Source organism: Streptomyces sp. WAC 04229, assembly GCF_003947455.1.
Taxonomy (GTDB): domain Bacteria; phylum Actinomycetota; class Actinomycetes; order Streptomycetales; family Streptomycetaceae; genus Streptomyces.
Map to the genome: position 1 here is coordinate 1 of NZ_QHJH01000211.1, position 12,261 is coordinate 12,261.

General features: G+C 72.2%; 11 protein-coding genes. 4 read left to right on the forward strand and 7 right to left on the reverse strand.

Going from position 1 to position 12,261, the window contains the following annotated elements:
• Positions 1 to 65 precede the first annotated feature (65 nt).
• The gene (locus DMH12_RS33015; protein WP_185832697.1) at positions 66 to 803 is read right to left on the reverse strand and encodes a 3-keto-5-aminohexanoate cleavage protein; all 738 of its coding nucleotides are present in this window, start codon (positions 801 to 803) and stop codon (positions 66 to 68) included.
• 89 nt (positions 804 to 892) lie between these two features.
• Positions 893 to 1,498, reverse strand: a complete 606-nt coding sequence (locus DMH12_RS33020) for a hypothetical protein (RefSeq protein WP_125495054.1) — start codon at positions 1,496 to 1,498, stop codon at positions 893 to 895.
• A 222-nt stretch (positions 1,499 to 1,720) separates the two neighbouring features.
• On the opposite strand from DMH12_RS33020, the gene DMH12_RS33030 reads away from it, so the two are divergent.
• The gene (locus tag DMH12_RS33030; RefSeq protein WP_185832698.1) at positions 1,721 to 4,528 is read left to right on the forward strand and encodes a penicillin acylase family protein; all 2,808 of its coding nucleotides are present in this window, start codon (positions 1,721 to 1,723) and stop codon (positions 4,526 to 4,528) included.
• A 16-nt stretch (positions 4,529 to 4,544) separates the two neighbouring features.
• Here the strand turns inward: DMH12_RS33030 and DMH12_RS33035 are convergent, their stop codons facing one another.
• Positions 4,545 to 5,804, reverse strand: coding sequence for an exo-beta-N-acetylmuramidase NamZ domain-containing protein (locus tag DMH12_RS33035; protein WP_185832699.1), 1,260 nt, complete (start codon positions 5,802 to 5,804; stop codon positions 4,545 to 4,547).
• Between the two features lie 172 nt (positions 5,805 to 5,976).
• Here DMH12_RS33035 and DMH12_RS33040 point away from each other — a divergent pair, with 172 nt between their 5' ends.
• From DMH12_RS33040 to DMH12_RS33050, 3 genes are read left to right on the forward strand one after another with little or no spacing between them, the layout of a single operon-like run.
• The gene (locus tag DMH12_RS33040) at positions 5,977 to 6,747 is read left to right on the forward strand and encodes an SDR family oxidoreductase (RefSeq protein ID WP_125495064.1); all 771 of its coding nucleotides are present in this window, start codon (positions 5,977 to 5,979) and stop codon (positions 6,745 to 6,747) included.
• Positions 6,744 to 8,414: a class I adenylate-forming enzyme family protein gene (locus DMH12_RS33045; RefSeq protein ID WP_125495056.1), complete on the forward strand. Its 1,671-nt coding sequence runs from the start codon at positions 6,744 to 6,746 to the stop codon at positions 8,412 to 8,414. Before DMH12_RS33040 ends, DMH12_RS33045 begins: the two co-directional genes overlap by 4 nt.
• Before the next feature lie 35 nt (positions 8,415 to 8,449).
• Complete coding sequence (locus DMH12_RS33050; protein WP_125495057.1) at positions 8,450 to 9,043, forward strand: TetR/AcrR family transcriptional regulator; 594 nt, start codon at positions 8,450 to 8,452, stop codon at positions 9,041 to 9,043.
• 53 nt (positions 9,044 to 9,096) lie between these two features.
• On the opposite strand, the gene DMH12_RS33055 is transcribed toward DMH12_RS33050, so the two are convergent.
• The 4 genes from DMH12_RS33055 to DMH12_RS33070 all read right to left on the reverse strand — a co-directional run bounded on the left by DMH12_RS33055 (position 9,097) and on the right by DMH12_RS33070 (position 12,166).
• Positions 9,097 to 10,311, reverse strand: coding sequence for an acyl-CoA dehydrogenase (locus DMH12_RS33055; protein ID WP_125495058.1), 1,215 nt, complete (start codon positions 10,309 to 10,311; stop codon positions 9,097 to 9,099).
• Between the two features lie 6 nt (positions 10,312 to 10,317).
• Positions 10,318 to 11,343: a phosphotransferase family protein gene (locus DMH12_RS33060; RefSeq protein WP_125495059.1), complete on the reverse strand. Its 1,026-nt coding sequence runs from the start codon at positions 11,341 to 11,343 to the stop codon at positions 10,318 to 10,320.
• A gap of 115 nt (positions 11,344 to 11,458) precedes the next feature.
• Entirely contained in the window at positions 11,459 to 11,770 is a 312-nt protein-coding gene (locus DMH12_RS33065) for a DUF202 domain-containing protein (RefSeq protein ID WP_125495060.1), read from the reverse strand.
• 3 nt (positions 11,771 to 11,773) lie between these two features.
• The gene (locus tag DMH12_RS33070) at positions 11,774 to 12,166 is read right to left on the reverse strand and encodes a YidH family protein (RefSeq protein ID WP_125495061.1); all 393 of its coding nucleotides are present in this window, start codon (positions 12,164 to 12,166) and stop codon (positions 11,774 to 11,776) included.
• Between the last annotated feature and the right edge of the window lie 95 nt (positions 12,167 to 12,261).

A 12,261-nucleotide genomic window follows, 5' to 3' on the forward strand; every position in this document is an offset into this window, starting at 1 on the left:
CGCACACCCCGTGCGGCCCCCGACACCCGCTTGTGCGGCGGCGTTGCGCCGCCCCGGCATGGTGGTCACACCCCGCCCCGCCGTGCCGAGGCCCACTCCGCGAGGCCCGCCCTCACCAGTTCGGCGTTGGAGGCGGCACGGCTGCCGTCGGGCAGCAGCAGGGTGTCCTCCAGGCCGATCCGGGTCGGCAGGCCCAGGTGGCCGGCGAGGCGGAGTACCGGCCAGGTGCCCGCGTCCTCGCCGTGCAGCAGGACCGGGCGGCCGTGCGCGGTGCCCAGCGTGGACAGCAGGGCTCGTGCGGTGTCACGCGCGGTCGCCGGTCCGGTGTCCGTGACCTCGGCCAGTACCCGCAACACCCTCGGTCCCAGCGGCGAGCGCAGGAAGCGTGCCGCCCCGTCGGTGCCCGACCAGATGCCGGCCTCCACGCCCACCCCGCGCTCCAGCAGCGCGGCCGCGGTCTCCTCGGCGCCCGGCTCGTGCCAGTTGACCGACGCGTGGTCGGGCAGCACCGTCCAACTCCGTATCCGCGCCACCCGGTCGGCCGGGTCGGGCTCCGCCCAGGCGCCCGTCGTGACGCCGACCGGAACCGGGGCCGGCACCCGCGCGCGCACCGCCTCCAGCGTGGCCGCGAGCACGCGCGGCGACAACGTGTCCCGGCCACAGGGTGTCTTCGGGTGGACGTGGACATCCGTCGCACCGGCGGCGACCGCTGCCGCCACGGAGTCCGCGAGCGCCTCCGGCGACAGCGGGACCGCCGCCCCGTCGGCGGCCTCCCGGCCCCCGTTCGCACACAGTTGCACCATCCCCCCATGGTGCCGGGCGCCACTGACAACACCCGCCGGCCGCCGGTCGTCGGGGGTGCGGCCTCCCCGGCACACCCCCGCGAGTCCGGCTACGCCGACATCAGCAGCCGTCGCCCCCGCCGGGCCTGTGCGAGCGCGTCGGGGGTGAGGACCGGCCGCGGTACGAGGATCCCGCACTCCGCGCAGACGGGCCCCGTCGAAGGTTCGTGGTCGAGGTCGTAGGTCCAGACGAGGCGTTCCCCGTCGCACACCGGGCAGACGGAGCCCGGTTCCCGCTCCAGCGCCGAGATCAGCCGGCGCAGTACTTCCGCCAGCGGCCCGTCGGGATGCACCCGGGGGTCGTCGCACCAGGCGACACCGAAACCGCCCCAGGTCAGCCGGTGCCAGTCGTCCACGCTGCCCGGCCTGCGCAGCCCGTCGTGCTTCTCCTTCCTGCGCCGCTCGGCGAACTCGTCCTCATAGGCCAGCCACACGGAACGCGCCTCCTCCAGCTCCTCCAGTGCGGCCACGAGCCGCACCGGGTCGGGGGAGCGGTCCTCGGGACCGAACCCCGCCCTGGAGCAGAGATGGTCCCAGGTGGCCCTATGCCCATAAGGGGCAAAACGTTCAAGGCACTTGCGCAGCGAATAACGCCGCAGCGCCAGGTCGCACCGTGGATCGCGGACCTGTCTCGCCAGACTTCGGAAACCGGCCATCGCCCTGCACCTCCGTCACACCTGCACCTGTACTCGGGTCACTTCGGCGTCGTCGTACGGACGTCGCCGAATAGACGTATCGACAACCGATTCGGCTCCATCCGATTTCCGATGCCCCCCATCAGCCGATCCACCCACTGGAAAAAAGTGACGCATGTTCATCTTCCAACTCGGGGATACCGGCGGTAACGTCCCGCCACACCCCCGTCGGGAGGAGCTGCCATGCCACGACGCACCCCACGCGACGCCCTCGACAGACTGAGAACTCCCCGCGGCCTCCACGGGTTCCTGAAGGGCGCGTCCGTATGCGCCCTCATCGCCGGTCTCTTGTCGCCGCTTTCCCCGGCGATGGCCGCCGACACGGAATCCGCCGAAGCCGCCACCGCCGAAGCGACGGCCCAGGATCACTGCGCAGGACAGTGCTCCGACATCCTCCCGCCCGGCCAGAACGGCAACGCCACTCTCGCCGAAATCCTCCTCAACCAGGCATTCGGCACCCAGCCCGCCCACGCCGAGGACCAGCTCGGCCCGTACGCCGACCTCGCCACGGGCTACTCCGCCCTCACCAACGACAAGATCGACGACTTCTTCAACGACGCCTCCTTCGGCGTCCCCGCCGGCCAGGTCGCCTCCACCCTCCGCCCCGCGGGCCGCGACGACGTGACCATCGTCCGCGACAAGAAGACCGGTGTGCCGCACATCACCGGCACCACCCGCTACGGCACCGAGTTCGGCGCCGGCTACGCCGCGGCCCAGGACCGGCTGTGGCTGATGGACCTCTTCCGGCACGTCGGACGCGGCCAGTTGACCCCCTTCGCCGGCGGCGCCCCCGCCAACCAGGGCCTGGAACAGCAGTTCTGGCGCAGCGCCCCGTACACCGAGGCCGACCTGGAGGCGCAGATCGAGAGCGCCGCCGCCAAGGCCGGCGAACGCGGCGAGCTGGCCCTGGCCGACGTGGACGCCTACGTCGCCGGCATCAACGCCTACATCGACCGCTCCGACCGCGGCCGCTACTTCCCCGGCGAGTACGTCCTGACCGGCCACAAGAACGCCATCACCAACGCCGGCACCATCGAGCGCTTCAAGCGCACCGACCTGATCGCGCTGGCCTCGGTCATCGGCTCCCTCTTCGGCGCCGGAGGCGGCGGCGAGGTCGGCAACGCGCGCTCCCTGCTCGCCGCCCAGGAGAAGTACGGCGTGGCCGAGGGCACCGAGGTCTGGGAGTCCTTCCGCCAGCGCAACGACCCCGAGGCCGTCCTCACCCAGCAGGACGGCAGCTTCCCCTATCTGCCGAGGCCCGACGACCCGCAGGGCCGCGCCCTGCCCGACGCCGGCTCGGTCGAGGCGGAACCGCTGATCTACGACCGCACCGGCAGCGCGGCCACGGCGAACGCGACCGGTGCCTCCACCAAGGCGGCCGACGCGGCCGTGACGTCGGCCCGGCGCGGCATGTCCAACGCCCTCGTCGTCAGCGGCGAACACACCGCCAGCGGCCACCCGGTCGCCGTCTTCGGACCGCAGACCGGCTACTTCGCGCCCCAGCTCCTCATGCTCCAGGAGATCCAGGGCCCGGGCCTGAGCGCCCGCGGCGCCTCCTTCGCGGGCCTGAGCATGTACGTCGAACTCGGCCGCGGCCAGGACTACGCGTGGAGCGCGACCACCTCGGGCCAGGACATCATCGACACCTACGCCGTCGAACTCTGCCAGGACGACTACCACTACCTCTACCGCGGCACCTGCACCCCGATGGAGAAGATCGAGCGCAAGAACGCCTGGAAGCCGACCGTCGCCGACGGCACCAAGGCCGGCTCCTACACGATGCGGGTGTGGCGCACCAAGTACGGCCCGGTCGAACACCGCGCCACCGTCGGCGGCAAGAAGGTCGCGTACACCACCCTGCGCTCCTCCTACCTGCACGAGGCCGACTCGATCATCGGCTTCCAGATGCTCAACGACCCGGACTACCTCGACAGCCCCGAGCGGTTCCGGAGCGCCGTCCAGCACATCAACTACACCTTCAACTGGTTCTACGCCGACTCCGAGCACACCGCGTACTACAACAGCGGCGACAACCCGGTCCGGGCGAACGGCGTCGACGCCGAGTTCCCGGTCTGGGCGCGGCAACCGTACGAGTGGCGGGGCTGGGACGCGGACGACAACACCGCCCGGTACACCGAGGCGGCCGCCCACCCGCAGTCGGTCGACCAGGACTACTACGTCTCCTGGAACAACAAACAGGCCAAGGACTACCCGGCCTCCTCCTGGGGCAACGGCTCCGTCCACCGCGGCAACCTCCTCGACGACCGGGTCAGGAAGCTGGTCGCCGAGGGCGGCGTCACCCGCGCCGCACTGGTGCGGGCCATGGCCGAGGCGGGCCTCGCCGACCTGCGGGCCGAGGACGTGCTGCCCGACCTGCTGAAGGTGATCGACTCCGCTCCGGTCACCGACCCGGACGTCCGGGCGGCCGTCGACCGGCTCAAGGCCTGGCGCGCGGCGGGCGGCCTGCGCACGGAGACCTCGGCCGGCTCGAAGCAGTACGCCCACGCCGACGCGATCCGCACCCTGGACGCCTGGTGGCCGCTTTTGGTGAAGGCCGAGTTCGAACCCGGCCTCGGCAGCGACCTGTACACCGCCTTCGCCGCCAACCTGCCCGTCGACGAGTCCCCGTCCGCCGCCCACGGCCCCACCGGCGCCCACGCCGGCAGCGCCTTCCAGTACGGCTGGTGGAGCTATGTCGACAAGGACATCAGGGCGGTGCTCGGCGAGTCCGTCCGGGGACCGCTCGCGCGGGAGTACTGCGGCGGCGGCGACCTCGCCGCCTGCCGGGACACCCTGGTCGCCACCCTGAAGGAGGCCTCGGGCCGCACGGCAGCCCAGGTCTACCCGGGTGACGACACCTGCTCGGCGGGCGACCAGTGGTGCGCCGACTCGGTCGTCCACCGCACCCTGGGCGGCATCAAACACGGAGGGATCAGCTGGCAGAACCGGCCGACCTACCAGCAGGTCGTGGAGTTCACGTCACACCGGTGACCGGCCGGTCACCGTCTCAGCGGTAGATCAGGTACTGGCGGCGGGTCCTGCGGAACGCCGCCAGTTCCCGCTGCCAGCCGTCCACCACCTCGTCGGTGTCGGCGCCCGCGTCGATCATCGTGCGCACCTGCGTGGACCCGGTGAGCTTGTCGATCCAGTTGTCCGGCCGCCAGGCGAAACCGTCCCAGGTCCGCTTGGCCGTCACCAGGAGCGCGATTCCGGTGCGCACCGGGTCGAAGGCCTCCCGGTCGTGCACGTGCAGCTGGACGCCCCCGACGGTCTTCCCCTGGAACTTGGAGAAGGTCGGCGCGAAGTACGCCTCCCGGAAACGCACGCCGGGCAGGTCGAGTCCGTTGACGGCGGCGGCCCAGGCGCCGTCGACGCCCTCGGCGCCGAGCAGTTCGAACGGGCGGGTGGTGCCGCGCCCCTCCGACAGGTTCGTGCCCTCGAACAGGCAGGTGCCCGAGTAGACCAGGGCCGTCTCCGGCGTCGGCATGTTCGGGCTCGGCGGCACCCACGGCAGCCCCGAGGCGTCGTAGAACTCCGGGCGCCGCCAGCCCGTCATCGTCACCGTTTCCAGCGGGACCGGCGACGGCAGGAACTCGTGGTTGAAGAGGTGCGCCAGCTCGGCGACCGTCATGCCGTGCGCCTGGGAGATCGGCTGACGGCCGACGAAGGTGGCGAACTCCTTGTGCAGGACCGGGCCGAGGGCCGCCCGCCCGGTCACCGGGTTGGGCCGGTCCAGTACGACGAACCGCTTCCCCGCCAGCCTCGCGGCCTCCATGCAGTCGAACAGCGTCCAGATGTACGTGTAGAAGCGCGCCCCGGCGTCCTGGATGTCGAAGACGACGGTGTCCACGCCGGACGCCGTGAAGACGTCCGCGAGCGGCTGCCCGCTCTTGAGGTACGTGTCGTAGACCGGCAGCCCGGTCGCGGGGTCGTCGTAGCGGCCCTCGGAGCCGCCCGCCTGCGCGGTGCCGCGGAATCCGTGCTCGGGGCCGAAGACGGCGGTGAGGTTCACCCGGTCGTCGGCATGCATGACGTCCACGATGTGGCGGACGTCCCGGGTGATGCCGGTCGGATTGGTGACCACGCCGGCCTTCTGGCCGTCGAGCACGGCGTAGCCGTCGTCGGCGAGACGCTCGAAGCCCGTGCGCAGCCGGCGGCCGCCGTGGCCGCCGGGCGCCGCCTGGGCCGGGCCGGCGGCCGCCGCCGTGGTGGTTCCGGCCGCCACCGCGGCCGTCGTGGCGAGCAGATTCCGTCTGGACAGCGTCATGCGGTGACCTCCGTGATCGCGGCGGGTGTCATGCGCACGCACGCTAACCCGCACCGTGGGTCGCACGGAATGGAGTAGACCGCGCTTCGCCCCTTCCGTCGTACATACCGACTGGTTAGTCTGGCGCTGCAACGGGGAGTCAGCAGTGCCCGAGCCGCGTCGAAGGAGACCGATCGTGGAAGCCGTGCAGGATGCCGGAGTCGTCGTCACCGGGGCGGGAGGCGGCATCGGGGCCGCGCTGGCCCGCCGCTTCGCCGCCGAGGGCGCCCGCGTCGTCGTCAACGACCTCGACGCCGACCGGGCCGGGGCCGTGGCCGACGAGATCGGCGGGATCGCGGTGCCCGGTGACGCCTCCGCGATCGTCGGCGAGGCCCGGGCGGCGCTGGGTGGCACGGTCGACGTGTACTGCGCCAACGCGGGCGTCGGCTCCGGGGGGACCGAGGCGGCCGAGGAGGCCGTCTGGGCGCTCGCCTGGGACGTCAACGTGATGGCCCACGTCCGCGCGGCCCACGAACTGATCCCGGACTGGCTGGAGCGCGGCAGCGGCCGTTTCGTCTCCACCGTGTCGGCCGCCGGACTGCTCACCATGATCGGCGCCGCCCCCTACAGCGTTACCAAGCACGGTGCCTACGCCTTCGCCGAGTGGCTGTCCCTGACGTACCGCCACCGCGGGATCAAGGTGCACGCCATCTGTCCGCAGGGCGTGCGCACCGACATGCTCACCGCGAGCGGCAGCGCGGGCGAACTGGTGCTCCAGCCCACCGCGATCGAGCCGCAGGACGTGGCCGACGCCCTCTTCAAGGGCATCGAGGAGGACCGCTTCCTGATCCTGCCGCACCCGGAGGTCGCCGAGTACTACCAGGCCCGCGCCGCCGAACCCGACCGCTGGCTGCACGGCATGAACCGGCTCCAGCGGCAGTGGGAGGAGGGGAACGCCCGATGACCGGCTCCCCCTACGCGGCCAAGCCCTGGCTCGACCTGCTGACCGACGCCCAGAAGGCACCGCTCGACCCCGACGCCTCCCTGGTGCACGCCCTGCGCAGGGTCGCCGCCGAGACCCCCGACCGCGTCTTCCTCGCCTACTTCGACGGCCGCCTCACCTACCACGAGGTGGACCGGCTGAGCGACTCCGTCGCCGGGCACCTCGCCGCGCGCGGCCTGGAGCGCGGCGACCGGGTGGCGGTCGTGCTGCAGAACTCCCCGCACTTCGTGCTCGCCGTCCTGGGCGCCTGGAAGGCGGGCGCCATCGTGGTGCCGGTCAACCCGATGTACAAGTCGGGGGAGGTCGGCCACGTCCTGCGGGACGCCGAGGTGGCCGCGCTGGTCTGCTCCGACCGGGCCTGGGAGTCGTACCTGCGCGACACGGCGTCCGGCTCGCCGGTGCGGATCGTGCTCACGGCGTGCGAGCTGGACTTCCAGACCCGCGGGGACGCGCGCGTGCTGACCTTCGAGCGGCTTCCGGACACCGGCGACGCCGACGACCTCACCGCCGCCGCCCGTGCCGGCCACCCGGCGCCCGAGGGGCGCGACCCGGCGTCGGACGGCACCGCGCTCATCAGCTACACCTCGGGCACCAGCGGCACCCCCAAGGGCGCCACCAACACCCACCGCAACATCATGTACAACGCGGAACGCCAGCGCACCGGACTCGGCCTGCCCGACGCCCCGGTCTACTTCGCGCTGGCGCCGCTGTTCCACATCACCGGCATGGTCTGCGAGTTCGGTGCCTGCCTGAACAGCGCGGGCACGCTGGTGCTGGCGTACCGCTTCGAGCCGGGCGTCGTGCTGGACGCGTTCGCCGAGCACCGGCCGCACTACACGGTCGGCCCGTCCACCGCCTTCATGGCGCTGGCCGCCCAGCCGTCCGTCACCCGCGAGCACTTCGCCTCCTTCGCCAACATCTCCTCCGGCGGCGCCCCGCTGCCGCCGGCCCTGGTGGAGAAGTTCCGCGCGGGCTTCGGGCCGTACATCCGCAACGGCTACGGACTGACCGAGTGCACCGCGCCGTGCGCCTCGGTCCCGCCGCACCTGGAGGCCCCGGTGGACCCCGCCTCCGGGACCCTCGCGGTCGGCGTGCCGGGCCCCGAGACCGTCGTCCGCGTCGTCGACGAGCTGGGCGCCGAGGTGCCGCTCGGGGAGCAGGGCGAGATCGTCGTCGGCGGACCGCAGGTCGTCCCCGGCTACTGGCGGCGCCCGGACGCCACCGCCGAGACCTTCCCCGGCGGCGAGCTGCGCACCGGCGACATCGGCTTCATGGACGCCCAGGGGTGGCTCTACGTCGTCGACCGCAAGAAGGACATGATCAACGCCTCCGGGTTCAAGGTCTGGCCGCGCGAGGTCGAGGACGTGCTCTACACCCATCCGGCGGTGCGCGAGGCCGCCGTCGTCGGCGTGCCCGACGGGTACCGGGGAGAGACGGTCAAGGCGTACATCAGCCTCCGTCCGGGTGCCGACACGGCCCCGGACGCACTCGCCGCCTATTGCGAGGAGAGACTGGCCGCCTACAAGTACCCGCGTCAGGTGGAGATCCTGCCCGACCTGCCGAAGACGGCGAGTGGGAAGATCCTCCGTCGGGAACTGCGTTCCCGTAAGCACGACGACGGACAGTGAAGACGGACAGTTGAACGGAAAGGCAGGTGACGGCAGTGCCCAGGACCACGGACGGGGACGGCACTCCGGTGCCGCAGCGGCTCCTGGCCGCCGCCACCCGGCTCTTCGCGGAGCAGGGCTACGACCGCACCTCGGTACAGGAGATCGTGGAGGCGGCGGGCGTCACCAAGGGAGCGCTGTACCACTACTTCGGCTCCAAGGACGACCTCCTGCACGAGGTCTACGCGCGCGTGCTGCGCCTCCAGCAGGAGCGCCTCGACGCCTTCGCGGAATCCGACGAGCCGGTCGAGAAGCGGGTGCGGGACGCGGCGGCCGACGTCGTCGTCACCACCATCGACAACCTCGACGACGCGTCGATCTTCTTCCGCTCCATGCACCAGCTGAGCCCCGAGAAGAACAAGCAGGTGCGGGCCGAGCGGCGCCGCTACCACGAGCGCTTCCGCGCGCTCATCGAGGAGGGCCAGCGGGCCGGGGTCTTCACCAAGGAGACCCCGGCGGACCTGGTGGTGGACTACCACTTCGGTTCCGTCCACCACCTGTCCACCTGGTACCGCCCCGACGGCCCGCTGGGCCCGCAGGAGGTCGCCGACCACCTCGCCGACCTGCTGCTGCGGGCACTGCGCCCGTGAGGTGACGGCCCCCCGGGGTTCCGGGGGGCGCCTCCTCGCCCGGTCGGCCTCGTTCAGAGGTACTTCTTGATCTCCCGGCGGGCCAGCGAGCGCTGGTGCACCTCGTCCGGCCCGTCGGCGATCATCAGCGTCCTGGCGCCCGCGTACAGCTCCGCCAGCGGGAAGTCCTGGCTCACGCCGCCCGCGCCGTGCAACTGGATGGCCCGGTCGATGATGTCGACCACCGCGCGCGGCGTGGCGATCTTGATGGCCTGGATCTCCGTGTGCGCGCCCCGGTTGCCGACGGTGTCCATCAGCCAGGCGGTCTTCAGCACCAGCAGCCGCAACTGCTCGACGGTGACCCGGGCGTCGGCGATCCAGTTGTGGACCACGCCCTGCTGGGCCAGCGCCTTGCCGAACGCCTCGCGGGAGACCGCGCGGCGGCACATCAGCTCGATCGCGCGCTCGGCCATCCCGATGAGCCGCATGCAGTGGTGGATGCGGCCGGGACCGAGGCGGGCCTGGGCGATGGCGAAGCCGCCGCCCTCCTCACCGATCAGGTTCGACACCGGCACGCGCGCGTGGTCGAAGGTCACCTCGGCGTGGCCGCCGTGGTAGTGGTCCTCGTAGCCGAAGACCTGCATGGCCCGGTCGACCCTCACCCCGGGCGTGTCGCGCGGGACCAGGACCATGGACTGCTGGCGGCGGATGTCCGCGCCGTCCGGGTCGGTCTTGCCCATCACGATGAAGATCTGGCAGTCCGGGTTCATCGCCCCGGAGATGTACCACTTGCGGCCCGTGATGACGTACTCGTCGCCGTCCCGCTCGATGTGCGTGGTGATGTTCGTGGCGTCCGAGGAGGCCACGTCCGGCTCGGTCATCGCGAACGCGGAACGGATCTCGCCGGCCAGCAGGGGCTGGAGCCACTGCTTCTTCTGCGCCTCGTCGGCGAACTGGGCCAGCACCTCCATGTTCCCGGTGTCCGGGGCCGCGCAGTTCGTCGCCGTGGGCGCCAGCTGCGGGCTGCGGCCGGTGATCTCGGCGAGCGGGGCGTACTGGAGGTTGGTCAGGCCCGCGCCGTACTCGGCGTCGGGGAGGAAGAGGTTCCACAGCCCCTGGCGGCGGGCCTCGGCCTTCAGGTCCTCCACGACCTGCGGGGTGTCCCAGGGGGAGGCGAGGCGGGCGCGCTGCTCGTGGGCGACCTGCTCGGCGGGGTACACGTGCTCGTCCATGAAGGCGAGCAGCCTGGCGCGGAGTTCCTCGGTGCGTGCGTCGTACGCGAAGTCCATGGCGGGTCAGCCCTTCTGAAGGGTGGTCAGGCCGTGCTCGATGAAGACGGGGACGAGGTCGCCGATGCGGTCGAAGCCGGGGCCGACCGTCCTGCCCAGCGTGTAGCGGTAGTGGATGCCCTCCAGGATCACGGCGAGCTTGAACCACGCGAACGCCGTGTACCAGGCGACGGCGCCCACGTCGCGGCCCGAGCGGTCGGCGTACCGCTGGACCAGCTCGGCCGGGGCCGGGTGGCCGGGGGCCTGGGCCGTCGTGGAGACGGGGGAGTCCGGCATGCCGAGCGGGCTGCTGTACATCACCAGCAGGCCGAGGTCGGTGAGCGGGTCGCCGAGGGTCGACATCTCCCAGTCGAGGATCGCGTTGATCTCGTCGTTCTCGCCGCCGATCAGGACGTTGTCCAGGCGGTAGTCGCCGTGGACGACCGCCGGGGCGGGCGAGCGGGGGAGTTCCCGGCCGAGCGTGGCGTGCAGTTCGTCGATGCCGGTCAGGTCGCGGTTGCGCGAGGCGTCGAGCTGCTTGGCCCAGCGGCGGAGCTGGCGGTCCAGGAACCCCTCCGGGCGGCCGAAGTCCCCGAGACCGACCTCGGCGGGGTCCACCGCGTGCAGCTCGACGAGGGTGTCGACGAGGTTCAGCACGGCGGCGCGGGTGCGCTCGGGGCCGAGGGGGACGAGCTGGTCGGCGGTGCGGTACGGGGTGCCCTCGACGAACTCCATGACGTAGAAGGGCGCCCCGACGACGTCCTCGTCCTCGCAGAGGAGCAGGGGACGGGGGACCGGTACGTTCGTGGGGTGCAGGGCGCTGATGACGCGGTGCTCGCGCTTCATGTCGTGCGCGGTGGCGAGGACGTGGCCCAGCGGGGGGCGTCTGACGACCCAGCGGGCGGTGCCGTCCGTGACCGCGTAGGTGAGGTTCGAGCGTCCGCCCTCGATCAGCCGGCCGGACAGCGGGCCGGTCACCAGGCCGGGCCGCTCGCGGTCGAGCAGCTCGCGCAACCGGTCGAGATCGAGTCCGGGCGGGTGGTCGGGGGTCATCGTCGCTCCCTGCGGCAGGTGAACAGTACGCGTCTCATGATGCCGACCGGTCGGTATGCCGTCCAGTGGGCGGGCGGAACGTGATCGGTGCCACGGGTGTTCCGGGCCGGGGGCCTCAGAGGACGAGGAGCGCGCCGCAGACGGCGATGGCGACCGTGCACAGGGCTGCCGCCGTCGCGTGCGGTGGGGTGAGGGCCCGGGGGCGGTTCGTCGAGGCGAGGGTGGTGATGCGGCCGTGGGCGATGCGGAGGAAGGCCAGCCACAGCGCGCAGCACAGGGTGGCGGCCAGGACGGACGGGGGTGTCGCGCCGCCGTGCAGCGCCGTCTTCGCGGCGAGCACGGCGACGACGGTGCCGGAGAGGGTGGTGCGGCGCCAGGCCAGCCGGGTGCGCTCGGGCTGGAGCCCGGGGTCGCGGTCCGTGCTCACCGGTCAGCCCTCCCAGCCGACGAGGACCACGACGACCATGGCCACGGCGACGACCGCGACGACCAGACTGAGCAGGGCCGGGAAGCGGGAGGCGGGGAGGTCCTCGCCGCGGCGCATGGCGCGTTCGCAGCGCACCCAGTGGTTCACGGCGCGCAGCGAGCACAGCACACCGGAGGCGAGCAGCGCGAGCGCGAGGCCGACGCGCCAGCCCCAGCGCAGGTCGGGCAGGAACTGGTCCACCGCGAAACCGCCGCCGATCAGGGCCATGGCGGTGCGCAGCCAGGCCAGGAAGGTGCGCTCGTTCGCGAGCGAGAAGCGGTAGTCGGGCGTACGGCCCTCTGCCTTGACCTCCTCGGGTGCGAACCAGAGCCGGGCGTTCCGCACGAATTCGATCACGGGGGGACCCTATCCGGCGGGACGCCCGGCTCTGGTTCGCACCCGAGGAGGTCAAGGCAGAGGGCCGTACGCCCGACTACCGCTTCTCGCTCGCG